The organism is Phenylobacterium sp. (assembly GCF_030680185.1).
Classification (GTDB): domain Bacteria; phylum Pseudomonadota; class Alphaproteobacteria; order Caulobacterales; family Caulobacteraceae; genus Phenylobacterium.
The window spans coordinates 102217-126137 of record NZ_JAUXVZ010000055.1 but is presented as its reverse complement, the minus strand read 5'-3'; the positions used below and the strand labels follow the sequence as shown (position 1 = coordinate 126137).

20 protein-coding genes and 1 tRNA gene are annotated in these 23921 nt (G+C 68.0%); 10 read left to right on the top strand and 11 right to left on the bottom strand.

Features of this window, described 5'->3' with window-relative positions; all coding sequences use genetic code 11:
* Positions 1-77: 77 nt before the first annotated feature.
* Positions 78-653 carry a hypothetical protein gene (locus Q8L83_RS15045; protein ID WP_305288317.1) on the top strand — a complete coding sequence of 192 codons (576 nt, stop codon included), beginning with the start codon at positions 78-80 and terminating at the stop codon, positions 651-653.
* On the opposite strand, the gene Q8L83_RS15040 is transcribed toward Q8L83_RS15045, so the two are convergent.
* Genes Q8L83_RS15040 through Q8L83_RS15030 form a run of 3 tightly spaced genes read right to left on the bottom strand, consistent with a single transcriptional unit; the run spans position 650 to position 2154 of the window.
* Positions 650-1468, bottom strand: a complete 819-nt coding sequence (locus Q8L83_RS15040) for an acyl-CoA thioesterase II (RefSeq protein WP_305288316.1) — start codon at positions 1466-1468, stop codon at positions 650-652. The genes Q8L83_RS15045 and Q8L83_RS15040 overlap by 4 nt on opposite strands.
* Before the next feature lie 4 nt (positions 1469-1472).
* Positions 1473-1661, bottom strand: a complete 189-nt coding sequence (locus Q8L83_RS15035; protein ID WP_305288314.1) for a hypothetical protein — start codon at positions 1659-1661, stop codon at positions 1473-1475.
* Between the two features lie 10 nt (positions 1662-1671).
* On the bottom strand, positions 1672-2154 hold the full coding sequence (locus Q8L83_RS15030; RefSeq protein ID WP_305288312.1) for an Lrp/AsnC family transcriptional regulator: 483 nt from the start codon (positions 2152-2154) through the stop codon (positions 1672-1674).
* A gap of 219 nt (positions 2155-2373) precedes the next feature.
* Here Q8L83_RS15030 and Q8L83_RS15025 point away from each other — a divergent pair, with 219 nt between their 5' ends.
* Together Q8L83_RS15025 and Q8L83_RS15020 are read left to right on the top strand one after the other, a co-directional pair.
* On the top strand, positions 2374-3201 hold the full coding sequence (locus Q8L83_RS15025; RefSeq protein WP_305288310.1) for a TIGR02587 family membrane protein: 828 nt from the start codon (positions 2374-2376) through the stop codon (positions 3199-3201).
* Entirely contained in the window at positions 3198-3617 is a 420-nt protein-coding gene (locus tag Q8L83_RS15020) for a hypothetical protein (RefSeq protein WP_305288308.1), read from the top strand. The genes Q8L83_RS15025 and Q8L83_RS15020 overlap by 4 nt, the downstream gene beginning before the upstream one ends.
* A 24-nt stretch (positions 3618-3641) precedes the next feature.
* Here the strand turns inward: Q8L83_RS15020 and Q8L83_RS15015 are convergent, their stop codons facing one another.
* Positions 3642-8504 (bottom strand): DUF3320 domain-containing protein, encoded by a 4863-nt coding sequence (locus Q8L83_RS15015; protein ID WP_305288306.1) that lies wholly within the window; start codon positions 8502-8504, stop codon positions 3642-3644.
* Positions 8505-8579: 75 nt separating this feature from the next.
* Complete coding sequence (locus Q8L83_RS15010; RefSeq protein ID WP_305288304.1) at positions 8580-8819, bottom strand: DUF5961 family protein; 240 nt, start codon at positions 8817-8819, stop codon at positions 8580-8582.
* Between the two features lie 148 nt (positions 8820-8967).
* Between Q8L83_RS15010 and Q8L83_RS15005 the strand changes: the two genes are divergently transcribed.
* A complete protein-coding gene (locus Q8L83_RS15005; RefSeq protein WP_305288302.1) occupies positions 8968-9564 on the top strand; it encodes a DUF4142 domain-containing protein in 597 nt (198 codons plus the stop codon).
* Between the two features lie 67 nt (positions 9565-9631).
* Here Q8L83_RS15005 and Q8L83_RS15000 read toward each other — a convergent pair whose 3' ends face one another.
* From Q8L83_RS15000 to Q8L83_RS14980, 5 genes are all read right to left on the bottom strand, one after another.
* A complete protein-coding gene (locus Q8L83_RS15000) occupies positions 9632-11788 on the bottom strand; it encodes a M10 family metallopeptidase (protein WP_305288300.1) in 2157 nt (718 codons plus the stop codon).
* Positions 11789-11949: 161 nt separating this feature from the next.
* Positions 11950-13077, bottom strand: coding sequence for a hypothetical protein (locus Q8L83_RS14995; protein WP_305288298.1), 1128 nt, complete (start codon positions 13075-13077; stop codon positions 11950-11952).
* A gap of 34 nt (positions 13078-13111) precedes the next feature.
* On the bottom strand, positions 13112-13906 hold the full coding sequence (locus tag Q8L83_RS14990; RefSeq protein ID WP_305288296.1) for a hypothetical protein: 795 nt from the start codon (positions 13904-13906) through the stop codon (positions 13112-13114).
* Between the two features lie 333 nt (positions 13907-14239).
* Positions 14240-14314 (bottom strand) — tRNA-Val (locus Q8L83_RS14985).
* A 16-nt stretch (positions 14315-14330) separates the two neighbouring features.
* Positions 14331-15053, bottom strand: a complete 723-nt coding sequence (locus tag Q8L83_RS14980; protein WP_305288294.1) for an HAD-IA family hydrolase — start codon at positions 15051-15053, stop codon at positions 14331-14333.
* 90 nt (positions 15054-15143) lie between these two features.
* Here Q8L83_RS14980 and glmU point away from each other — a divergent pair, with 90 nt between their 5' ends.
* From glmU to Q8L83_RS14950, 6 genes are all read left to right on the top strand, one after another.
* Complete coding sequence (glmU, locus tag Q8L83_RS14975; protein WP_305288292.1) at positions 15144-16505, top strand: bifunctional UDP-N-acetylglucosamine diphosphorylase/glucosamine-1-phosphate N-acetyltransferase GlmU; 1362 nt, start codon at positions 15144-15146, stop codon at positions 16503-16505.
* A gap of 96 nt (positions 16506-16601) precedes the next feature.
* Positions 16602-17285: a ribose-5-phosphate isomerase RpiA gene (gene rpiA / locus Q8L83_RS14970; protein ID WP_305288290.1), complete on the top strand. Its 684-nt coding sequence runs from the start codon at positions 16602-16604 to the stop codon at positions 17283-17285.
* Positions 17286-17299: 14 nt separating this feature from the next.
* Positions 17300-18682 (top strand): glutathione-disulfide reductase, encoded by a 1383-nt coding sequence (gene gor, locus Q8L83_RS14965; RefSeq protein ID WP_305288287.1) that lies wholly within the window; start codon positions 17300-17302, stop codon positions 18680-18682.
* A complete protein-coding gene (locus tag Q8L83_RS14960; RefSeq protein WP_305288285.1) occupies positions 18679-19926 on the top strand; it encodes an O-antigen ligase in 1248 nt (415 codons plus the stop codon). The genes gor and Q8L83_RS14960 overlap by 4 nt, the downstream gene beginning before the upstream one ends.
* 81 nt (positions 19927-20007) lie before the next feature.
* Positions 20008-21387: a class II 3-deoxy-7-phosphoheptulonate synthase gene (locus Q8L83_RS14955; RefSeq protein ID WP_305288283.1), complete on the top strand. Its 1380-nt coding sequence runs from the start codon at positions 20008-20010 to the stop codon at positions 21385-21387.
* A 125-nt stretch (positions 21388-21512) separates the two neighbouring features.
* Positions 21513-22889 carry an MATE family efflux transporter gene (locus Q8L83_RS14950; protein ID WP_305288281.1) on the top strand — a complete coding sequence of 459 codons (1377 nt, stop codon included), beginning with the start codon at positions 21513-21515 and terminating at the stop codon, positions 22887-22889.
* A gap of 12 nt (positions 22890-22901) precedes the next feature.
* On the opposite strand, the gene Q8L83_RS14945 is transcribed toward Q8L83_RS14950, so the two are convergent.
* Entirely contained in the window at positions 22902-23804 is a 903-nt protein-coding gene (locus Q8L83_RS14945) for a cobalamin biosynthesis protein CbiG (protein WP_305288280.1), read from the bottom strand.
* Positions 23805-23921 lie beyond the last annotated feature (117 nt).

Here is a 23921-nt window from a genome sequence, read left to right as displayed (position 1 = left end):
GCTAGGCGTTCGGCGTTATCGCTCTATGGTGCCTGATGGCGCAGATGTCGGCGCTGCGGTTACGCGGAAGGTCATCCATGAAACTTCGGGCTCAGGTCTTTGGCATGGCGTTCGCCCTGGCTGTCCTGCCTGGCGCAGCGCGCGCCGATAGTCCCGCCGGGACGTTTTTCGAACGCCTGGGCGCCCTCTGTGGCCAGACCCTCGGGGGCCAGGTGGTGGAAGGGGACGAAACCGATGCGGCCTTCCGCGACGCCGATCTGGTGATGCATGTGGCCAGCTGTTCCGACACCGAAATCCGCGTGCCGTTCCGGGTGGGCGAGGATCGCTCGCGCACCTGGGTGATCACCCGCGTGGGGGAGGACCGTCTGCGGCTCAAGCACGATCACCGGCATGCCGACGGGACCGAGGACGAGCTGTCGCAGTATGGCGGCGATACGGTTGCGGCGGGCACGGCCGAGTTGCAGGCCTTTCCGGCGGACGCCTATTCAATCGAGCTGTTCACGCGGACCGGCCGCAGCGTCTCCAACACCAACGTCTGGTCCTTAGGCCTGACGGAAACGACCTTCACCTATGAACTGGCCCGGCCAAACCGCCTGTTCCGCGTGGCCTTCGACCTGACCAAACCCTTGGCGAGCGACACGCCGGCCCCCTAGTCGCGGGCGCCTTCGAAGACCCGCAGGATCATCGACTGGCTGGCCGTGGCCATCAGCTCGCCGTCCTGGGCGAACAGGTACATGGCGCCGTGGGCGAAGCCGCCGTGGACGCCATGGACCCGGATGTCGGCCAGCACCCAGTCGGTGGGCACAATCCGGCGGTAGCGGATGGTGTTGTCCAGGCTGTTGCCGCCGGCGTTGAGGCCGAGCGCATTGCCCAGGGCGCCGGGGATGAAGTCGGCGATGATGGCCAGGAAGCTTGAATCGATGGGCAGGCCCTCGCGCGAGCGGATCCACAGCAGCAGCCGACCATCCTTGTCCGGCGTTCCCGCCGTGGCGCCGCCATAACGGCCCTGAGCCACGCGCACCTCGATGCGGCTGTGCAGATCATCGCCCCCGCCGCGCCAGTGGTCGGCCGGGATACACTCCTCCGGCGGCGGCGCCTTGGGGGCTTCCAGCCACTGGACCGAATGCTCGCTCTCCCGGGCGCCGAGGGCGGCGTTGACCGTGAAGATCTCCTTGTCGCCCACATGGCCGATGATGCGGGCCTGGCTGTTGTACTTGCCCGAAGCCGGCACCCGCACGTCCAGGTCGACGATGCTGGGCGGCCGGGCATAGGACAGGTATTGCGCCGTCGCCCACACCGCCGGCCGTTCGCAGGTGCGCTCCAGGGCCGCGATCGCCGCCCCCATCCCGACGCCGCCGAACATGAACAGATTGCCCGGCGGGCCGACGCACACCGCCGGGCTCAGCGGCAGGTACCAGCGGTTGGCGTTGTGGGTGGCCTGCAGGTTGAAGAAGAGGGGCTGGCTCATGGGGTCAGGTCGCGGCCTTGCGCATGAGCTCGCGACGTTCCTCAAGCCCCCGGTGGAGCTCGACGAGGACCTTGGCCGCGTGCTCGTTCTGCTGAAGAGCCCGCCAATAGGCCGAGAGCTTGGGGGTTTCAAGCATCGGGTCGGGCGCGCCGGAGGTCGGCGTCACGTTCTCGACCAGGAAGAAGGCCGGCACGCGGGCTCGCTCAGCGCAGGGCGCGGACGTGCAGGGGCACGGCCGTGGTGTGCTTGGAGTCGGCCAGGGTGACGATGGAGCGGACATCCACCACGCCGGGCAGTTTCAGAAGCGTCGAGAAGATGAAGTCCTGGTACCAGCTGAGGTCCGGCGCCAGGACCTTGAGCATGGCGTCCATCTCGCCGAACACGGCGTAGCTCTCGGTGATCTCCGGAATATCCTCGATGGCGCGATTGAAGCGTGCCCGGTCCTCGTCGTTGAGGGCCGTCATCTTGAGCTGGGCGAAGATCTGCATCGTGAAGCCGAGCTTCTGGCGGTCCACCAGCACCACCGTGCCCTTGATGTAGCCCTCTTCGCGCAGCCGCTGGATGCGACGCCAGCAGGGAGACTGCGAGAGGCCGACCTGCTCGGCGAGGTCGGCGGTCGACAGGGAGGCGTCCTGCTGGAGGATTTCCAGGATCTTGGTGTCGATGGCGTCCAGGGTGCTGGGCATAACTATGCTCGCAAGTTTGCTCCCATGCATCGCGGATGCAGGCAGGGCCGGAGTCAAGCTCGACGCCGCCCGGCCTGATCTTATCCTGCCGATCTGTCTGTCCAGCGGCTCTCCGGAACAAATAAGCTGGGCCGACGGGAACCCGGCAGCCTGGTTTCACACTCTTGGTCAACGCAAATTGCGTGGACGCCGTAAGGCGCAAATCGGCGGAGAGGTCTGGTGCTGGGCGCCTTTCGGGCGGACGCCGCATTCTTGAGGGGGTTGGGGCGGGCCTTCGCGGGCGCGCTGATCTTCTCCCTCCCGATGATGATGACCATGGAGATGTGGTGGCTGGGCTTCTACATGAACCCGCTCCGCCTCGCCCTTTTGATCGTGCTGACCCTGCCCGTGCTGGTGGGGCTGTCGCACTTCGGCGGCATGCGGCCCACGGCGCGCCTGCGGGACGACATGGCCGACGCCCTGGTGGTGATGCTGGTGGCCGCGATCGCCTCGACCGTCATTCTGGGAATTTTCGGTATTCTGACCCCGGACATGTCGGCCCGGGAAATCATCGGCAAGGTTGCGGTGCAGACCGTCCCCGGCAGCTTCGGCGCCATGCTGGCCCGCAGCCAGCTGGGCGATGATCCGATCGGGGAAGACGCCGAGGCCCGAGACCCCGACTACTGGGGCGAGCTGTTCCTGATGGGGGCGGGCGCGCTGTTCCTGTCCTTCAACGTCGCCCCGACCGAAGAGATGGTGGCCATCGCCTATAAGATGTCGGCCTGGCAGGGGGTGGCGCTGGCGATCCTGTCGCTCGGCCTGATGCACGCCTTCGTCTATGCGCTGAATTTCCGGGGCGGCTCCCAGCGCCCCGAAGAGACGCCGGCCTGGGTTGTCTTTCTGCGCTTCAGCGTCGTGGGGTACGCCATTGTGCTGTTGGTCAGCCTTTTCGCGCTCTGGATATTCGGTCGTACAGACGGTGGCGGGATGCAGGAGATGATCAGCTCGACCATTGTGCTTGGTTTTCCGGGCGCCATCGGCGCCGCTGCGGCGAGGCTGCTCCTATGACATCCACCGACAGGAATGGTCGCGGCAGGCGCGAAGCCCTCGAAGCGACGTCACCTCTGGAATGGCTGGTCGCGGCCCTGGGCGCCTTGCTCGTGCTCTTCGCCGTCGGCTCCATGGCCTACTTCGCCATGAACCATCCGGAAGGACCGCCCCAGGTGAGCCTTGAGGTCACCGAGATCAGATCCAGCGGCGAAGGCTATCTGGTGAGCTTCGAGGCGAAGAATACGGGGCGCAGCACGGCGGCTGGGATCGTGGTCACTGGCACGCTGACCAGCGGCGGTGAGCCCATCGAAGAGAGCGAGGTCACCCTCGACTACCTGCCGCAGGATTCGGAGCGCCGCGGCGGCCTGTTCTTCCGGGAGGACCCCGCGGCTCATGACCTGGACCTTCGCGCTCAGGGCTATTCCAAACCCTGAGCCCCAAGGGCCACGGGAGCCGCGTCAGGACCGCAGCCTGAGCCGCCCCAGATAGTCGGTCTCCAGCTCCGCCATCAGCCGCTCGCCGATCGCCCTGTCGATGGCGGCGGCCAGATCGACGCCGGTGCGGGCGAACCCCAGGGCGCGGGCGGTCTCGGTGACAAGTTCCGCCATCTCGAGGGCCTGGTTCTCTGTAAGGACCAGGCGCGCCGCGGCCGCTATCTCGGTCGGGGCGATCATGGACGCCTTGCGGACCTGGTCGGAGGCGCTAAGGGCGGAACGGTCCCGTGGCGCAGGCGGGGTCTCGCCCGCCGCCGACCAGAAGCCATCGTCAACGCACAGGCGGCCCTGGGCCTGTCCGGCGATCAAGCCGCGCTTGACCGATTGCTGGGCGCGGCTGCCCGCCCTTTGCAGGCCACAGGCTGAGGCGAGGCGGCGGGCGACCTCGTCCTCGTGGATCGGCTGTTCCACCTGGACGATCTGGGCGACCAGGTCCGTCAGGCGCGGTTCGGGCAGAGTGTGGGGTTCGTCGCCAGGCTCCACCTCCAGGGCGGCGAAGATGTAGGGCGCAGGTCGGTTGAGCCGCGGGGGCGCCCAGTCCGGCTCAAGATCTGGCTCGAGGTCCGGCTTGAGGTCCAATTCGACGGTGGCCGCGTCCGGCTCCGTCACCGGCCCATCGTCCAGGGGCTCGTACATATGATCGGCGTTCGGCAAGGGCCGGCCCGCAAGCGCCGCCTCGATGGCGAGCCGCAGCTTTTCGACCTCGCGCTCGCGGCGATAGAACCAGTCGGTCGACCAGATGCGATGGATCTTCCAGCCGCGGCTTTCGAGGATCTGTTGGCGCAGGCGGTCGCGGTCCCGGGCGTAGCGGGAGCTGTGATAGGCCGCGCCGTCGCACTCCACCCCGAGGATATAGCGGTCGGGATTGGCCGGATCGATGACGCCGAGATCAATGAAGAACCCGGCCATGCCGACCTGAGGGTGGCAGGTGAAGCCCAGCGCCTGGATCGCATGGCTGACGGCCTCTTCGAAGTCGCTGTCGAAGGATCGGCCGGTGGGGGCGTTGATGTCGGAATAGCCGTCCTTGGCGAGCTTCAGGAACTCTCGCAGGGCGCTGACGCCGGGCTTGCCGCCAGCCTCCAGGCGGATGTCCTCGGCCACCAGCGACGAGAAGACCTCGCAGCGCTTGCGCGCCCGGGTGATCAGGACGTTCAGCCGCCGCTCGCCGCCCTCTCGCCCGACCGGGCCGAAGTTCTGGGTGAGCTTGCCGTCCCGGTCGCGGCCATAGCCGACCGAGATGAAGATGACGTCCCGTTCGTCGCCCTGGATGTTCTCCAGGTTCTTGACGAACAGGGGCTCGCGGCCCTCACCGCCCTTCATCAGGGCCTCAAGCTCGGGATGCTTGCGGGCCAGATCATCGATCCGGTCGCGCACGGCGTCCCGCTGGGCGACCGAGAAGGTCCCGACCCCCAGCGACAGGTTCGGCCGCTCGCGGGCGTGGCGCAGGGCGGCCTGGGCGACGGCCTCGGCCTCGATCTCGTTGCGCGCCGTGCGGCCGCGCTCATAGCCGCCCGAGGCCACGGGATGGAACATCAGGCCGGTTTCGCCATCGTGGGCGCGGGCCACCACCGAGGGCGGCAGCATCAGCTGGTTCTTGTAGAAGTTCCGATTTGAGGTGGCGATCAGGGCCGGATGTTCGCTGCGATAGTGCCAGCGCAGCATCCGCTCGGGAAAGCGGGAACAGAGATTGAGGATGCTCTCCACGTCCTTGACCGCCGCCTTCCGCACGCGGGAATCGGGCGCGGTTTCGTCGCCTTCCTCGTCGTCGTCGTCAGGCCCGTCGTCATTGACCATGCGGTTGAAGAAGTTGGTCGGCGGCAGTTGCCGATCATCGCCCACCACCACGACCTGACGGCACCTGGCGATGGCGCCCAGCGCATCTTCGGGCCGCACCTGGCTGGCCTCATCGATCACCAGCAGATCGAACTGCAGGGCGCCTGGCCGCAGGTACTGGGCGATGGACAGGGGACTCATCAGGAAGACCGGGGTGAACCGCTGGATCGCCTCGCCCGCACGCTCCATCAGCTTGCGCACCGGCATCAGGCGCCGGGACTTGTTCATCTCATCTTTCAGCACGCCCACGGCGCCGGCCGACCCCGTCGGCTGACGGTCGAGATGGGCCCGGGCGACCTCGTCGGCGGCGCAGCGGATGCGATCACGGTCGGCCTGGCGAAACCGCCGGACCAGCTGGTCGAGCTCGTCCCCCTGGATCTGGCCTAGCTCCGGGTCGCGAACGCGCAGGGCGTTCCACATGGCCTCGAAGGCGGCCAGCATCAAGACGGGCTCGACCTCGGTCGGGGGGATGTCGCCTTCGAAAATCTGGCGGGCGAAGGGCTCGCCGCCGATCCCAGCCAGCCAGGCCAGATCCTCGCGGATCGGCGGCCACTGGACGATGTCGGCCAGACGCTGGTTCCAGGCGCCCACGACGTTGGCGAGTTCGGAGGCCGACAGGTCGTGATGTGACCGGCCATCGAAGGCGACCGCCTGGTCCAGTTGCAGCCGCGCCGCCAAGGTTTCGAAGTTCGTGGTGGCGTCCTGCCTGGCCGCCTCGAGCGCGCCGGCCAGGGCCGCGGCGTCGGGGGCGAAGGCCAGCGCGTGGACCGACACCAGATCGATCTGAGGCCTGTAGGTCGAGGCCGCCTTCAGCCAGGCGGCCAGCTCGGCGGCGAACCGCCAATCGGTGGCCTCGCCCTTCCAGTGCGCGCCCAGCCAGGACCTTAGCCGCGACTCGGCCTCGGCCACCGTCTTCGCCAGCCCCTGGCCCTCCATGAGCGCGTCGAGGGCGGCCATCCTGGCGGCGTGCTTTGGAAGCTTGCCCACCCAGACGCCGCGCAGATCGGCGACGGCCTCGCGATAGCGGCTCGAGAACAGGCGAAGCAGGGATGTCCCCTGGCCGGCGAGGATCCGCCGTTGGGCCGACCAGTCGTCGCGCCAGGCCTCGGGTCGGATCAGAGGTTCGAGCTGCCCGCGTATGGCCAGCAACCGCGCGCCGGCCGCGGCGGTCTTGGCCAGATCGTCAGCCAGGTCCAGGGCCTGCGGATGAGCGAGAATTTCATCGGCCTGGGCGGGTCGCCCCGCCAGATGGCGCAGGGCTGCGACCCAGACGGTGGTCTCCCCCAGGGTCGGGCTCGCATCGGCCGCCAGGCGCTGCGTGACCTCAGCGTTGGTCCCCGCCAGGGTCTCCAGCCGGCTGAGGGATTCCGCCATCGGGGCTGCGAGGCGTTCCTGCTCCAGCATGTCCGGCGCAGGGATGCCCACGCCCCGCCAGGGGTGCGAGGCCGGGACGCCAGCGCTGGCCAGGCGTTCACCCAGGCGCTCGGCGCGGATGCGGGCGCCTTCGATGGCGGCTTCGTCCCAGCTCGCCGCCTGGGGAAGCTCGAACTGTGGCGCGCGGGCCCTGCCGTCGTTCAGCAGGCTCATACGGCCGATCAGGTCGAAGGCCGACAGGCCGTTGTCGCCCGCCCGGTGCAGACGGTCTGAATGGCCCCGCAGCCGCTTCTGAGTCTCATCGAGCGTCCTCAGGCTGGCCGGCGGCCAGGCCGGGGGCGCGGCGGCGTCGCGGGCCTGGCGCAGTTGTTCCAGCACCTGGGTCTTGGCCGCCTTGCGGCTGTGCAGCTCCAGGCAGATGGTGGCCAGCTTGCGGTCCACCAGCCGCTGATGGACCACGTCCAGAGCGGCCATCTTCTCGGCCACGAACAGCACGCTGCGGCCCCGCTGGACGGCGCCGGCGATGATGTTGGTGATGGTCTGCGACTTGCCCGTGCCCGGCGGCCCCTGGATCACCAGGTTCTTGCCGGCCATCACCTCCTGGATGGCGATGGCCTGGGAACTGTCGGCGTCGGTGATATGGATCAGTTCGGCCAGGGGAAAGGCTTCGTCGATGCGCCCGTCGTCGCCGATTACTGGCGTGTCCTCCAGCGGCTCGTCGTCCCGCAACAGGATGTGGCTCAACAGCGGATGGCCGGTCAGCATCTCAGGCTTCGGCCAGTTGGCGGGGTCGAGGTCCCGCCACAGCAGGAACTTGGCGAAGGAGAAGAAGCCCAGCAGGATTTCGTCGGTCCGCACGCTCCAGCCCGGCCGCGGGCCGATGGCGGCCGCAACCTGGGCGCAATAGTCCGACGGCGACCAGTCCTCGCCCTCGGGCAGGTCGGGGAGGGCGATGCCGAAGTTTTCCTTCAGCCAGGCCTGCAGGCTGACATTGGCGATCAGGTCGTCAGGCCGGATCTCCAGCTTGAAGCGATCCTTCGCCCCGTCCCGGGCCAGGTCCACCGGCAAGAGGATCAGGGGCGCATAGCGTGGCGTGTCCGACTGGCGCGCTTCACGCCATTCCAGGAAGCCCAGCGCCAGGAACAGCACATTGACGCCCTGTTCCTCCTCCAGGGTCTGGCCTTCGTAATAGAGGCTGAGCAGGCGTTTCTGCAGGCCATCGACCGTCAGCTGGGTCGGCAGGCGGGTGTCGCGTCCACGGCCCTGGGCTGCGTCGAACTCAAGCTGGTCATCTGCAGGGGGCGGCGTCCTGGCGGCAGGCTCGACCGCCTCGGTGGCGTCTGGCTCGGCGGCTCCCGTGGCTGCGAAGCTCATCAGCTTGCCGGCGAACAGCGTGCGGAACACCTCGTCCGACCGTCGCCCGAACACCCGCACCTGGCGGGCCTTGCTGGAGCCCAGCGGCGTATTGATCAGCTTGTTGCGAAGGGACCTGTCGAGCAGTTTGTCCCGCGCCGTTTCCAGCGCCGATATCAGGGTCTTGCGCCGCTCGTCCTCGCCTGGGCCCGGCGTCAAACTTGGCGTTGCGTCATCCGTCCGCACCGTCGCAGCTTCGTCGGCCACAGCGTTCTCGTCCCATCCCCCACGGTCTGGCGACTATGGCGCGTGGGCCGGGGCGCAGGCAACTGTCACGAGACCTCAGCCGCAGGCGGAGGTTTCGCCGTTGTCCAGATCGACGCGGAAGCAGTGCTCATGCCCGCTCTCCATGTCCTGCACCACCAGGCTGACTTCTCCGTCGGCGTCATCGGGCAGATGCATGTCTTCCACATAGGCCAGGGCGGCGGCTTCGAAGCTGCACTCGGTCAAGCGGCGGGCGGCCTGACGATCGGCCTGGGCCAGGTGGACACAGTATTCACGCTCAAGGTTTGGGTTCGGCATAGGACCTCCGGCAGAGGAAACGCACGGTCGCGAAATTGGATTCGAGATCTAGCAAACCCTGAGTCGGCCGGTTTGCAGACGCCGCATGGTTTGGAACCCATTGCTCGGCTTTGTGTTGGCTTGGCAGGATTTAATGAGGGAGCTCAACATGAAACCCTATCTGATCGTTTCGGCCTGCGCCGCGGCCCTGGTCGGCCTTGCAGCCTGCGGAAACAATGACGGAACCACCGAAGTCGGCCAATCCGAACCCGTAAACGCCGCGCAGGACGCCACCTCCGCCGCCGTCGGCCAGACCTCGGCGGCGACTCTCGGCGCCCATACCCTGGGCGGCTATGTCATGAACGCCGCCGTCGGCGACATGTACGAGATCGAGGCCGGCCGCATGGCTCAGGAAAAGGGCCAGAGCGCCGAAACCAAGGCCCTGGGCGAGATGCTGGTCAATGACCACACCGCCAGCTCCACCCGTCTGGCTGAACTGGCCCGCGCGGCTGGCGAAACCCCGCCGACCGAGATGGACGAACGTCGCAAGGGTCTGATCGACAATCTGCGGGCCGCCAATGGCGCCGACTTCGACAAGGTCTTCGCCGAGCAGCAGGTCGCCGCCCACCGGGAGGCGCTGACCCTGCATGAAGGCTATGCCGAGAATGGCGACAACGCCCAGCTCACGGCGTTTGCGGCCGAAGCCGTGCCCAAGCTGCGCGCCCATCTGGAACGCGCCGAGGCTCTTGAAGCCGCCGCACGGTAATCCAGGGACCTGAAGCTGAAGACGAGCCGGCGCTGTACCGCAGCGCCGGCTCTTTTTCTGCCTGCCGTCAGACGAAGAGAAAATCGCTGGCCGACAGGGCGTTCAGCTGGACATCGGCCAGCACGATGATCTGGTCGGGCAAGGTGATGAGCACCCCGCCATCGCCCTGGGTAGCCCGCCCGAGCAGAGCGTCGAAGTCCGCGACCAGCGCGCGGGCCAGGATCAGCCGGTCGCCGTCGCCCCCCTGGAAATCGGTCACCGTGTCGCGCCCCTGGCCGCCCACGAAGTTGAAGTGGTCGGCGCCGCCGCCGCCCGTCAGGACGTCATCCCCCAGATCGCCCGACAGCCAATCGTCATCGGCGCCGCCGATGAGCCGGTCGTCGCCTTGGCCGCCGTGCAGGGTGTCGCGACCCAGATCGCCGAACAGGATGTCGTCACCCTGGTTCCCATGGGCGAAATCGTCGCCCTGGCCGCCGTGCAGGGTGTCCTGGCCTTCGCCGCCGGCCACCGTGTCGGCGCCGGCGTTGCCCTGCAGCAGATCATGCCCAGCTCCGCCCGCGGCGAAGTCCTGCCCGTCGCCGCCGAACAGCACGTCGTCGCCGCTGTCGCCATACAGGCGGTCGTCGCCCGCATCGCCGAAGAGGAGGTCGTGGTCGTCGCCGCCCCACAGCTGATCGTTCTGTTGTCCCCCCATCATTGTGTCATCGCCGCCATAGCCATACAGGGCGTCATCGCCCTGGTTGCCATGGATCCAATTGGCGCCACTGGATCCCACCACGATGTCGTTGCCCAGCCCCGCCGACAGCGGCTCTGATCCGGCGCTTAGCAGGTCGGGTCCGTCCGAAGGCGTCGCAGGCGGCGGCGGGGTAGGCGGGGATGCGACCTTCAGGATGACCGCGCCGTCGCCATCCAGGGCCAGCTCGTAGCCCGACAGGGTGAAGGTCCCGAGGTCGATCGTCATCGCGGCGGTCGCGCCGGCCCCGTCCGGATCAATGGTCAAGATCGCGGCCGCGAGGCTGTAGGTCACCGCGGCGGGAACCGCCCCTGTGGCCAGGATCCGGTCGCCCGCCTGGAAGTCGGTCACATGATCGCCGTTCGTGACCAGGAAGGTGTCGGCGCCCGCGCCGCCGCTCAGCGTGTCGGCGCCGCCCCCGCCCTCGAGGCGATCGTCGCCGTCGCCCCCGGCCAGCTGGTCGTCGCCGGAGCCGCCGGCCAGGGTGTCTGCCCCCGCGCCGCCGTCCAGCGTGTCCGCACCCGCCCCGCCGCTCAAGGCGTTGGCGACCTTGTTACCCATCAGAGAGTCGTTTCCCGAGCCGCCGTTGGCGTTCTCGATCAGGCTGCGCAGGTCGTTGTCGTAGAGCTCGGGGTTGCGGATATTGGCGTCCGCATAGACGGGAGCGGTATTGTCCAGCAGCGCATATTGACCGCCCAGATCGCTCCAGGCGCCGGGCCGGAGGTCGATCGCCAGGTTCGTCGTATAGCCGGCGAAGTTGTAGGTGTCGTTGCCGTCGCCATCCCAATAGGCGCCGAGGATCACTTGGGCGGTCGGATCGAAGGTGTAGGTCGTGCCGCCGGCGTTATGGGTCCAATTCGGCCCATACAGATATTGGATGGCGGCGATGTCGAAGACCATCGGACCGGCCGGATAAGAGCCCGCCTCGATGCCATAGGCTTCGATCGGCCCGCCCAGATAGCTGCGATAGCTCATCACCGAATTGGGGACGCCATCGGTCGCCGCATTCGCCACCGGGAAGCCGGTCGTGGAGTCGTGCGGATGTTTCAGGCCCAGCGCGTGCCCGATTTCGTGGAGAATGGTGAAGTTGGCGTAGGATCCCAGGGGCCATGCGCCCGAGGTGAAGGCGGCCCCGAACTGGACATCGCCGCTCTCCGGCGTGTCGCCCGGAAAGCCGACGACCCGCATCGTCAGGTTGCCGCCGTCGTCATAGAAATAGAATCGCAGATCCGCGTCGGCGTCGTTGGCGGCCTCGGTGAAGGTCAGGCCGGTGACCCTTGCCCACTGAACCAGCGCCTGTTCCACCGACGACTGCTGGCTAGCGTTCAGGGCGGTGAAATAGGCAGGGTCGAGCGGATTGGCATAGTCCGCCAGGTCCGTGACCGCGTCGGGAAAACTGAAGGTGAGGTTGGGGCTGGACCACTTGGTCCCGTAAAGCAGGCTGTCGATGGCGCTCACGCCGCTCGCAACCACCGTCGTACTGGCGGGCACTTCAACACTCCGAGACGCTGTGGGCTCGCCGCTCCCACAGCCCCGCCCAACTCAACTAGAACGGGCGGTAGCGTGGTGGGCGGTATTGCATGGGTCAACCGCCGAGCCTGACCCCCGGGCGCCCATTTCGACCTCAGCCCGCCTGTGCTGTTCCAGAGGCCTCACTCCAGGCCGAGCCGGCCATGAAGTTCCTCCGGCGCCTCGATCCCGCGCATCCACTTGATCGACTTAACAGACCAGCTGGGGTCGCTCTCTTTCAGGAGTTTCAGGACTCCCGGCAGATGGGCGGCGCCGTAGTTGACGTAGATGTGCTCGCGCGGGTCCGACAGAATGCGGTCCACCAGGGCGCGATTGCGAAAATCGAGCACGATCGGGTCCAGGTCGCCAGGCGGCTTGTCAGGGCTCGGCGTCAGGGTCAGCGTCATGAACCCGCGGCAGATGACGCCGCCAAGGCTGTGATGCCTGGGATCGCCATCCTGGGACCACCTGAGAAAGCGGGCCAGGACATCGGCGCTGTCGGCCTGATCCTCAGCCTCGGCCGCCGCTTTCGCCGCATTGGCGGCAAAGTCCCGATCCACCTCGATCAGCCGATCGTATTCCTGCTTCATCTCCAGGGTCGTGACGTCGGCGGCGACATGGCGGTCCGGATGTTCCCTGATCTCCGGCCCGAGCAGTTTGAAATAGTCACCCTGGAAGGCGAGGCCGCAGACCTCACCCAGGCTCTTGTACTCCTCGGTGAGGTCGCCGCCATGAGCCAGGGTCTGGGAGAACCAGGCGTCACCGGCAGGATCGGGCCGCACGCCCTCATAATAGACCACGTAACCATCCGCCAACGCCTGCTCCAGGTCGTAGACGACGGCCTTGTAGAACGAGTCCGATCCGACGTGGGTCATCCCCTGGAAAATGATCGTGCGTTGTTCGTTGGAGAGCGTCGCCTGTGGCGCCGCCAGGGGGCGGCTCGCGACCACCGCGGCGAGATAGTAGACCGGCGAGGCCGCCAGGATGCTGAGCACGAACAGGAGGGCGAGGGCGGCCGGAAGCCACCGCGAAACAAACGATCCAGGGCTGTGGCGGCGGAAAGCCAGCCCGATGATCGCGGCGATGCCCGCAGCCAGCAGGGCTGCGGCCGCAGCGATCGCCACCACGATCCACGCGCTCAGGCCCAAGAGCACCGGCAAGGCGAGGGCGAATCCGATCGCCAGCAGAAACCAGCCGATCGTGGACGCGCGCTGTCCCATCGAAAGCCCGTGCTTTTCCATAGGCGTCACCGAGAGTCTGGGCCGGCGCACGCGATCATCCAGCGCCGCGCTAGCGGGCTTGTCCTTAGAACATGCGATCTCCGTCCAGCGGCGTGCACGATCCGCTGAACTGGGTCAGGCCATCGAGAGATATCCGACCCGCCCGCCGGTCGATGGTGATCTTGGGACGGTTGGCGCCATTGAAGGTGAAGCTCCCGTTGATGACGTCCCGCGAGATCGAGAGATTGGCGATGTCATACCAGCCCCCGTCGCTGCTGGAGTGGATGAGCGGGATCATGTTCTTGGCGGGGCGTATCCGGCCCCTGGCGCCGTCGATCTCGATGGTGACCGAGGTGTCGTACTCCTCGTTGGTCAGCTCATAGCCAGTCTGCGCCACATACTTGTTCTTGTCTGAATCCCACGTGTAGCCCGACTTCATCTGGGTTCCAGTACGATGACCCTCGCCGTAGCAGATCAGCGCGATGTGCTCCTGGTAGCCGCCGCGGTCATAGGAGTCCCCGTAGCCGAACTCGGGCGGCCGAAAGGCGGAGCCGCCGCCGCCGCCCCCGCCGCGCTGGCAGTCGGCGGCCGGCGTCGAAACGATGGAGTCATAGCGCCCTTCCGCCGTGGCGACGGACAGGCAGACCCCGCGACGCTCGTTCCACCAGTAGGTCCACTGGCGGTCGTCCCCGGTCTGACCGCCGGTCTGGACATAGCCCCGCGCCGCCAGTTCCGACTCGCCGCTGGCGCCTCTGACCCCGACCAGATCGCGGACGTCGGACGGCGTGACCTGGGCCGCGGCCGGAAGGGCCGCAATCGCCCCGACACCGAGGGCCAGGAGGGTAAGAATGGGGTGGCGCGCTAATGACTTCCTGCCCATCGTTCCTCTCCGTGATGGCTGGATCCGGCAGAAAGCTTGTGTCCAAGATCGCGGGAATGCAACGTTTAGTTGTCGTCTTCTCCATGCGCGGGAGATGCGGTCCGCCGGTGGAATGGGGTCTGGATGAGCGTAAGGATCGTCCTTTGCGCGAGCCTCGCGCTCGCCGCGGCGCCCGAGATGACGAAGGCGCAGGCCGCCACCACGATGCGCCGGCGGCGTGCGCTGCAGGCGCCGTAAGGCTCGACGACGCCCGAAAGCGATCCACAATTCAGCGTTTCTGGGGAGTTTCCCGGCGAGCAACTCGGGCCAGATCGCCTAAGTGCTTGAAAGGAATGGTGGATGCGACAGGGATTGAACCTGTGACCCCCTCGGTGTGAACGAGGTGCTCTCCCGCTGAGCTACGCATCCATCGGAAGGGATGCGCCTATAGCGTCTCGTTTGGCCGGGGGCAAGCCGGCAGTAGCTGCAAACAGGCGGCGGGCAGATCGGCGTAGTGGCCGATCAGGATATCGGCCCCCAGCTCGGCCACCGGGACCTCGGTATAGCCGAAGCTGACCAGGATGAGGGGCACGCCGGCGGCTTTTGCCGCGCCGGCGTCAGGGGCGGCGTCGCCGATCATGATGGCGTGGTCTGGGCGGCCGCCAGCCCGGGCGATGGCGGTTTCCAGGTGGCGGCGGTCGGGCTTCTGGGCCGGGGCGGCGTCGGCGCCGACGATGGCCTCAAACAGGTATGACAGGTTCAGCGCGTCCAGCAGGTTGGTGGAGAGGTCGGTGCGCTTGTTGGTGCAGACCACCAGGCGGGCGCCGGCGCCGCGCAGGGCTTCAAGCGTCTCGACCATGCCGGGGAAGGGGCGGCTTTCGTCGGCGATATGGGCGTTGTAGCGGGCGATGAAGCGCTCGAAGAGGCCGCCCATGGCGTCGTCCGAAATCGGCGCGCCGGCCTCGGTGAATCCCCGCTGCAACAGCCAGCGGGCGCCCTTGCCGATGAAGGGCCGCGCCTCGGCCAGGGGCAGGGGGGCGTGGCCCTCCTCCTGCAGGATGACGTTCAGCGTACCGACGAGATCAGGGGCCGTGTCCACCAGGGTGCCGTCGAGATCGAAGGCCAGGGTCGCGCCGGCCAGGGCCGAGAGGTCGAGGGGGGCGGCCATGGCGATACGTGTCCTTTCGTCGAAACCTGTCGCCGTTTCGGCTAAACGCCCCATGATTGCAACGCCGTCGACTCGGGAAGGACCTCGCCCATGACCCCCAGCGCCCAACCTCGCGCCGCCGTCATCCTGGCTGCTGGCCAGGGCACGCGCATGAAGTCGCCGATCCCGAAGGTGCTGCACAAGGTCGGTGGCCGCACCATGCTTGACCGGGCCATCGACGCGGTGCAGGCGGCCGGCTGCGAGCGGGTGGTGGTGGTGGTGGGCGCCCACAGCCCCGCGGTGCGCCAGGCCGTCGTCGCGCGGCTGGGGGAGGCCGCGGCGGTCGTCCAGGACCCACCGCTGGGCACCGGCCATGCGGTGCTGGCCGCGCGGCCGGTGCTACAGGACTTTGCGGGCGACCTGCTGGTGACCAATGCCGACTGCCCGCTGCTGGAAGGCAAGGACCTGGAGCCTCTGTTTGCGCTGCGCGAGCAGGGGGCGCAGATCGCGCTGCTGGGCTTCGAGCCCACGGACCCGGCGCTTTACGGCCGGCTCATCCGCGGCGCCGATGGCCATGTCATCCGGATCGTCGAGGCCCGCGACGCCACCGAGGAAGAGCGCCATGTGCGGGCCTGCTATTCCGGCATGATGGCGGGCGACGCCTGCAGCCTGTTCAACTGGCTGGACAAGGTGGGCAATGACAACGCCAAGGGGGAATACTACCTGACGTCGGTCGTGGCCGTGGCCGTGGGCGAAGAGGCCAATGTCCGGGCCGCCTTCGCGCCGGAGAGCGCGGTGATGGGCGCCGATTCTCAGGCCCAGCTGACCGCGGCGGAAGCCATTTTCCAGCAGCGGCGGCGCCATCACTTCCTGAACGAAGGCGTCGCCATGCCGGCGCCGGACACTGTGCACTTCTCCTGGGACACCGAGATCGCGCCCGGCGCGACCGTCGAACAGTTCGTGGTCTTTGCGCCCGGGGTGAAGGTGGCGGCCGGCGCGGTGATCCGGGCCTTCAGTCATCTGGAAGGGGCCGCTGTGGCGGAGGGCGCCCTGGTCGGACCCTATGCCCGCCTGCGTCCCGGTGCGCAGATCGGTCCCGACGCCCATATCGGCAACTTCGTCGAGGTGAAGAAGGTCGCGGTCGGCGCCGGCGCCAAGGCCAACCACCTGGCCTATCTGGGGGACGGCACCGTGGGGGCCGGCGCCAATATCGGGGCCGGAACCATCTTCTGTAACTACGACGGCTTCGACAAGTTCGAGACCCATGTGGGGGAGGGCGCCTTCATCGGCTCCAACTCGGCCCTGGTGGCGCCGGTGCGGATCGGGGCCGGCGCCTATACGGGCTCAGGCTCGGTGATCACCCAGGATGTGGCGCCCGACGCCCTGGCCCTGGAGCGCTCGGCGCAGGTGGAAAAGACTGGCTGGGCGCAGCGGTTTCGCGCTGGCAAACGCGCCTGGACAGCCAAGCCCTGAAGCCGTGAGGCGTTCGGCCGTGGCCTTGCCGCGCCCAGGCGCCTAGAAGAAGACAGAGGAGCCGCTTGCCTGCCGGCGGCGAACTACGGGATCAAGATGGACGCAGACGCGCAGAAGAAGGCGGCCGGCGAGGCCGCCGCCGCCCTGGTGGAGACCGGCATGGTCGTGGGCCTGGGCACGGGCTCGACCGCGGCCTGGTTTGTCAAGGCCCTGGCGGCCCGTAAGCTCGACGTGACCTGCGTCGCCACCTCGGTCGCCACCGCCGACCTGGCCCAGGGGCTGGGCATGACGCTTTCCGAGCTTGGCCCGGTGAAATCCATCGACCTCACCGTTGACGGCGCCGACGAGATCGGACCCGCCCTGTCGCTGATCAAGGGCGGCGGCGCGGCCCTGTTGCGGGAGAAGCTGGTCTGGGAGGCCTCGCGCCGTTGCGTGGTCATCGCCGACGCCGCCAAGCGCGTGCCGGTGCTGGGAAAGTTTCCCCTGCCGATCGAGGTGGTGGCCTTCGCCCATGAGACGACGGCCCTGCGGATCTGCGACGCGTTGTCGGAGTGCGATCTCGGCGTCGCCCCGCGTCTGCGGATGAAAGACGGCGCCCCCGTGCGAACCGACGGCGGAAACCTCATCTATGACGCAGCCTGCGGACGGATCGAGGATCCCGCGGCGCTGGCCGATGCGCTGAAGAGCGTCACCGGCGTGGTCGATCATGGCCTGTTCCTCGACCTGGCCGACATGGCCCTGGTGGGGACGCCCGATGGCGTCGTCACCATCGAACCGTAAGGAGCGTCACCTCCGTGACCCAGTACGACTACGATCTGTTCGTCATCGGCGCCGGCTCGGGCGGGGTGCGCGCTGCGCGCCTGGCCGCCCTCAGCGGCGCCCGCGTCGCCGTGGCCGAAGAACACCGCGTCGGCGGCACCTGCGTCATCCGCGGCTGCGTGCCCAAGAAGTTCATGGTCTACGCCTCAGAGTTCGCCAGCCACTTCAAGCTGGCCAAGGCCTATGGCTGGACCGTCGGCGAAACCAGCTTCGACTGGCCGACCTTCCTGGCCGAAAAGGACAAGGAAATCGCCCGCCTGTCGGGGATTTATGTCACCAACCTGCAGAACGCCGGCGCCGAACTCGCCCATGCCAAGGCCCGTCTGATCGACGCCCACACCATCGAACTGGTGGGCAAGGACAAGACCGTCACCGCCGACAAGATCCTGATCGCCACCGGCGGCCGGCCCTGGGTCCCGCAGGACATGCCGGGGATCGAGCATGTGCTCACCTCCGACGAGGCCTTCCAGCTTGAGGAGCTGCCCAAGCGGATCGTGATCGCCGGGGGCGGTTACATCGCCGTGGAGTTCGCCTGCATCTTCAAGGGTCTGGGCGTGGATGTGACCCTGGTGCATCGGGGGCCGAACATCCTGCGTGGCTTCGATGACCATGTCCGCGCGCACCTGGCCGAAGAGCTGGAAAAGAAGGGGATCGACGTCCTCCTGGGCTGCCAGCATGAGCGGGTCGAAAAGACCGAGTCCGGGCTGATCAGCCATATGTCGAGCGGCGCGACGCTTGAGTCCAACCAGGTGCTCTTCGCCCTGGGCCGCGCGCCCTATGTGGAGGGGCTCGGTCTGGAGAACGCCGGCGTGGCGCTGAAGGACGGCGCGGTCATCGTCGATGAGTATTCGAAGACCAATGTGGACAACATCTGGGCGGTCGGCGACGTCACCGACCGGCTCAACCTGACCCCGGTGGCGATCCGCGAAGGGGCGGCCTTCGCCCAGACCGAATTCTACGACAACCCGACCAGCTTCGACCACGAGATGGTCGCTTCGGCGGTCTTCTCCCAGCCGGCGATCGGCTCGGTGGGCCTGACCGAGGCCGAGGCCCGCCACGCCCACGGCAAGGTCGATATCTATCTCTCACGCTTCCGCGCCATGAAACACGCCTTCGCCGGCGGCGACGAGCGGGCCCTGATCAAACTGGTGGTGGACGAGAAGACGCAGAAAATCCTCGGCTGCCATGTTGTCGCCGCCGATGCGCCGGAAATCATCCAGATGGCCGCTATCGCCCTGAAGATGGGGGCCACCAAGGCCCAGTGGGACTCCACCTGCGCCGTCCATCCCACCCTGGCCGAAGAGCTGGTGACCATGCGTGAGAAATATATGCCTCAGGACCTGGGCGCGGTGGCGTGACAGGACAGGCCTGGATCAGCGGACCGGGGTTCGCCCGTTGGTGCGGCTGGGTCCTGGCCTTCGCCGCGGTGTTGACCGGCCTGGTGGGCTGGCTTGGTCCGCTCGGCTTTGCTGTGCTACTGAGCATTGTGGGCCTGCTGTGCCTGCCGGCCATTCGCGTGACCGAGGTGGATCGACCCGCCGCCCTTGCCCTGCTGGTGCTGATGATCTGGGCCTGCGGGTCGATGCTCTGGAGTCCCTACAGACCCGAGGCGCTCTGGAGCTCCAACGCCGCCAAACTGATCAGCCAGGCCGTGCTCTACTGGGCCGCCTATAGCGCCGTAAGCCGCGCCACGCCCGAGGGCTTGGGCCGGGCCATGGTGCTCTTCATGTGGGGCGTCTCGGCCCTGGCGACGATGATCATTGTCGAGGCCGTGACGGGGGCGGCGCTCTATCAGGCGGTGCGTCAGGCGATCGGCGATCCCATTCGGCCAGACCTGGCCGTTCGCAACGTCGCCCAGGGCGTCTTCGTCCTGGCCGTGCTCTGGGCGCCCGCCGCGCTCGCGGCCGTGCGGGTCGGCTGGTGGCAGCTGGCCGTCCTGATGGCGGCCGGGATCGTCGCCGGCGCCGCGGGGCTGAAGGCGGACGCGCCGATCATCGCCCTGGCCCTGGCCAGCGCCGCCGGCGCCGCGGTCTATCATTGGCCGAAGCTTGCGCCCCGAGGCCTGGCGGCTGGCGCAGCGGTCTTTTTCCTCGCCACGCCCCTGATCGTCTGGGGCCTGCGCGCCCAGGGCGTTTATGGCCAGGCTCAGGAGATGGTCAGCCTCTCCTGGAGCATGCGCATGGACTATTGGAGCTATGCGGTCGACTGGATCGGCGACAAACCCCTGCGCGGCTGGGGTCTGGACGCCAGCCGCATGTTCGGTCCCGGCATCCGCCTGCATCCCCACAATGGCGCCCTGCAGATCTGGCTGGAGCTGGGTGTGATCGGCGCGGCCGCCGCGACAGTCTTCTGGGTCGCCATTTTCCACCGCCTTGAGCGGCCCCAGGCCGACTTGGGCGCGGCGGCCGGCGCGGCTGCGGCCGTCAGCTACCTGACCTTCGCCGCCGTCAGTTTCGGCGTGTGGCAGGAGTGGTGGCTGGCGCTGGGCGCCCTGGCCGTGGTCGTCACGGCTGCGGCTCAGCGCCTGCCGGCCAGAGCGCCGAAGCCGGCGACGGCGCTGGCGACGCGCAGAGCATCGACCTCGCGCCCCATATCGGAGTAGAAGGCGCGTCTTTCATTCCTTGCGGGACCTAGCTGGCCCGCGCCTTGCCTCGCCACACGGGCGAAGCGGAGTAGCAGACCGATGAGCGAGACCTGGAAGCCGTCCTCCTGGCGCGCCAAACCCGCCAAGCACATTCCGGAAGACTATCCGGACGCCGCGGCCGTGACTCAGGTCGAGCAGACCCTGCGCGGCATGCCGCCCCTGGTGTTCGCCGGCGAGGCCCGGCGGCTGAAGTCGCTGCTGGGCGACGTGGCCGAGGGGCGCGCCTTCCTGCTACAGGGCGGCGACTGCGCCGAGAGCTTCAAGGAATTCCACGCCGACAATATCCGCGACACCTTCCGCCTGATCCTGCAGATGGCGGTGGTGCTGACCTTCGCCGGCGGCAAGCCGGTGGTGAAGGTGGGCCGCATGGCCGGGCAGTTCGCCAAGCCGCGCTCCTCGCCGGTGGAGAAGATCGGCGATGTCGAGCTGCCCTCCTATCGCGGCGACAATATCAACGGCATGGAGTTCACCCCGGAGGCTCGCGCGCCGGATCCGGAGCGCCTGCTGAAGGCCTACGCCCAGTCCTCCTCGACGCTGAACCTGCTGCGGGCCTTCGCCGGCGGCGGCTATGCCGACCTCTACAACATCCACCGCTGGACCCTGGGCTTCGTCAATGACAGCCCGCAGGGCGCCCGCTATCGCGAGCTGTCGGAGAAGATCAGCGAAGCCCTGACCTTCATGGCCGCCATCGGCGTCACCCCCGACAGCCATCCCGACCTGCACCGGGTGGAGTTCTTCACCTGCCACGAGGCCCTTCTGCTGGGCTTTGAAGAGGCCATGACCCGCGTCGATTCCACCTCGGGCGACTCGACCGACACCTCGGCCCACCTGCAGTGGAACGGCGAGCGGACCCGCCAGCTCGACGGCGCCCATGTGGAATTCTGCCGCGGGGTGAAGAACCCCATCGGCGTCAAGGTCGGCCCGACCCTGGAGCCGGACGAGCTGCTGCGCCTGATCGATGCGCTGAGCCCCGCTAACGAGGCTGGCCGCTTGACCCTCTATGGCCGGTTCGGTCACGACAAGATCGCCGATCGCCTGCCGCGCCTGATGCAAGCCACCAAGGCGGGCGGCCGCAATGTCGTCTGGGCCATCGATCCGATGCACGGCAATACGCTGACGGCCGCCAATGGCTATAAGACGCGGCCCTTCGACCGCATCCTGTCGGAGGTGAAGTCCTTCGTGGAGATCGCCAAGGCCGAGGGCGTGCATCCCGGCGGCGTGCACCTGGAGATGACCGGCCAGAACGTCACCGAATGCCTGGGCGGCGCGCGCGCCCTGACCGAAGGCGATCTGGCCGACCGCTACCACACCCATTGCGACCCCCGCCTCAATGGCGAGCAAGCCTTGGAACTGGCTTTCCTGGTGGCCGAAAAGCTCAAGGAAGACCGGGTGGACATGGCCCGCCGCGCAGCGGTCTGAACCGGTCCCGGGCTGTGGCCCGGGGGCAACCACACGGGCGGCATTTCGGGGAGCGGTCGCGCCAGCCTTGCCACGGGCTGATGCGACGCTCACCTTCCGCGCCTCTTTGACATCTGGTGACAGCCATGGCCGGTCCTGCGGCCCCCCTCGCGCCGCCTTCGGGCGCGCGCCTCAGTCCCGTGCGTCTCGACCTCGCCCAGCTCCTGAAGCTGTCGGGGCCGGTGGTGCTTGCGCGCCTGGGCATCATGACCATGGGCCTGATGGACGCCATCGTGGTCGGCCGATATTCAGCCGTGGAGCTGGGGTTCCACGCCATGGCCTGGGCGCCGACCTCGGTGATCCTCACCATGGCCATCGGGCTGCTCACCGGCGTCCAGGTGATGACCGCCCGCGCCGTGGGGGAGGGGCGACGCCATCAGGCCGGCGCCGTCCTGCGCCGGGGCCTGGTCTATGGGGGCTGGATTGGCCTGGCGTCCATGCTGGTCCTGGTCATCGTCGCGCCCTGGGGGCTGACCCGCATCGGTCTGGAGCCTGGTCTGGCCGCCGGTTCGGTGGGACCGGTGATCATCTTCGCGCTTTCGCTGCCCACCTATGTCCTGGCCTGCGCCGCCAGCTTCTGGCTGGAGGGCCTGTCGCGGCCTGGCCCGGCCATGGTGATCATGTGGCTGGCCAACATCGTCAACCTGGCCTTCCTGCTGCTGCTGGTCCCTGGCGTCTTCGGCCTGCCGGCCCTGGGCGCGGTGGGCGCCGGCTGGGCCACCTTTGCGGCCCGGGCCTTTCTGGTGGTCGGCCTGCTCGTCTATATTGCGCGTATGCCCGAAGCCCGCGAACTGGGGGTCTTCGACAAGCCGGCCGCCGATCGCCGGGCCGAGGCCGAGCAGCGCAAGATCGGCTATGGGGCCGGGGCGTCGAACTTCTTCGAGGTGGCCGCCTTCGCCTCGCTCAACGTCGTCGCCGGCTGGATCGGCGTGCTGGCCCTGGCCGCCTGGACGGTGGTGCTGAACGTGGTGTCCCTGGTCTTCATGGCTCCGTTGGGCCTGGCCACGGCCACGGCCGTTCTGGTCAGCAGCGCCTATGGCGCCCGCGAGCGCCAGGGCGTCGTCCGCGCCGGCCTGTTGGGCTTCGCCGTCACCGCCGTGTTCGGCGCCATCATCTCCCTGGTGATCTGGCCGGCCGCGCCGTGGATCGCGGCGGCCTACACCACCGACCCGCAGGTGATCGCGGTGGCCGCCGCCGCCCTGGCGCTGTCCTGCCTCTTCCTGCTGGCCGATGGCCTGCAGGTGGTGATCGCCCAGGCGCTACGGGCGAGGGGGGATGTCTGGCTGCCCACCTTCACCCACCTGACCAGCTACATCCTGATCATGATGCCGCTGGCCTGGTGGTTGGCCCTGCCCATGGGGATGGGCGTCACCGGCCTCGTCTGGGCTGTGATTATCGCCAGCCTGATTTCGGCCGGCCTGCTGGGCTGGCGGTTCTGGCGGCTGTCGCTCCGGCCGCTCTGAGGCGATGTCGGCTCAGCGCCCGGCGCCGAGAATCCAGCCTTCTTCGCGCTCGGCTTCGGCCAGCACGGCGTCGTCCACGCCGGGCGGCGCGGCGAACAGCTCGGCCAGCTTCCCAGACTCGTCCAGGCGGGCGAAATGCTCGGCCGTCTCGCGCACCTGCACCAGGTCCTTCACCTCGCCGGGCGGCGCCTTGATGTTCAGCAGGGACGGATAGATCTCCGCCACCACCGCCTCGACCCCGTCGAGGTCCGCATCGGTCAGGGCCTTGAACCCGGTTTCGAAGGGCCACAGGCGCACGGCCTCGCCGCGGGCGGCCTTCAGGCGCCTGACCGCCGGAATGCCCAGCAGGGCCTGACCGCCGACGGAACCGTTGTAATAGAGCTTCCAGATCGAGGCCGCGCCCTTGGCCGCCTCATCTGTGTGACGGAACTCCGGCAGGTCGTCCGGGCCGTGAGCCCGCGTGCGCTTGGGCTGCAGGGTGGTCAGCGCATCCTTCGGCGGGCAGCCCCAGAAGGGGAAGGGCCCGCCGGTCAGCCGGCGGTTCAGCTCCGAGCCGACGCCGAACCGGTTGTTGGTGTTGTCGGCCTTGTCCTTGACCATCTTGTCGATCTGGGTCCAGACCGCCGGCCACGGCGGATCGCCAGCCAGGTTCAGGCCTGCGGCGAAGCCCCGGGGGAACCCCAGGGGAAAATCGAAGCCTAGCAGGGCGCGTTCGCCGCGCTTCTTCAGATCGTCGAGGATCGCCCCCAACAGCTTCTCGGCCTCGCCGCGGGTCGCGGGATTGTGCGACTCGAAGGTCATGCGGAAACGCACGTCGCGCTTGAGCACGCCGATCCAGACGGAATCGGTCCCGGTGCCCGGCTTGGCGGCCGCGCTCCAGTCAACGATCAGATAGGCGCTGAAGAGGCGCGACACGGCATGCTCCGGCGGTGGGGAGGGGAACTTGGGTGGTTGTAGACCCTCCGCCGGGACCGGCCAATGGCGTGGTCGTTCACAAGACACACAAGATGGCTATGGTGCGCCTTCGTTCGG

What these genes read in the sequence shown, in the direction of transcription:
- Q8L83_RS15030 (WP_305288312.1), bottom strand. Translation starts at nt 2,154, where the DNA reads ATGCCCAGCACCCTGGACGCCATCGACACCAAGATCCTGGAAATCCTC.
- Q8L83_RS15040 (WP_305288316.1), bottom strand. Translation starts at nt 1,468, where the DNA reads ATGAGCCAGCCCCTCTTCTTCAACCTGCAGGCCACCCACAACGCCAAC.
- Q8L83_RS14955 (WP_305288283.1), top strand. Translation starts at nt 20,008, where the DNA reads ATGAGCGAGACCTGGAAGCCGTCCTCCTGGCGCGCCAAACCCGCCAAG.
- Q8L83_RS15005 (WP_305288302.1), top strand. Translation starts at nt 8,968, where the DNA reads ATGAAACCCTATCTGATCGTTTCGGCCTGCGCCGCGGCCCTGGTCGGC.
- rpiA (WP_305288290.1), top strand. Translation starts at nt 16,602, where the DNA reads ATGGACGCAGACGCGCAGAAGAAGGCGGCCGGCGAGGCCGCCGCCGCC.
- Q8L83_RS15020 (WP_305288308.1), top strand. Translation starts at nt 3,198, where the DNA reads ATGACATCCACCGACAGGAATGGTCGCGGCAGGCGCGAAGCCCTCGAA.
- Q8L83_RS15010 (WP_305288304.1), bottom strand. Translation starts at nt 8,819, where the DNA reads ATGCCGAACCCAAACCTTGAGCGTGAATACTGTGTCCACCTGGCCCAG.
- Q8L83_RS14950 (WP_305288281.1), top strand. Translation starts at nt 21,513, where the DNA reads ATGGCCGGTCCTGCGGCCCCCCTCGCGCCGCCTTCGGGCGCGCGCCTC.
- Q8L83_RS15045 (WP_305288317.1), top strand. Translation starts at nt 78, where the DNA reads ATGAAACTTCGGGCTCAGGTCTTTGGCATGGCGTTCGCCCTGGCTGTC.
- glmU (WP_305288292.1), top strand. Translation starts at nt 15,144, where the DNA reads ATGACCCCCAGCGCCCAACCTCGCGCCGCCGTCATCCTGGCTGCTGGC.
- Q8L83_RS14990 (WP_305288296.1), bottom strand. Translation starts at nt 13,906, where the DNA reads ATGGGCAGGAAGTCATTAGCGCGCCACCCCATTCTTACCCTCCTGGCC.
- Q8L83_RS14980 (WP_305288294.1), bottom strand. Translation starts at nt 15,053, where the DNA reads ATGGCCGCCCCCCTCGACCTCTCGGCCCTGGCCGGCGCGACCCTGGCC.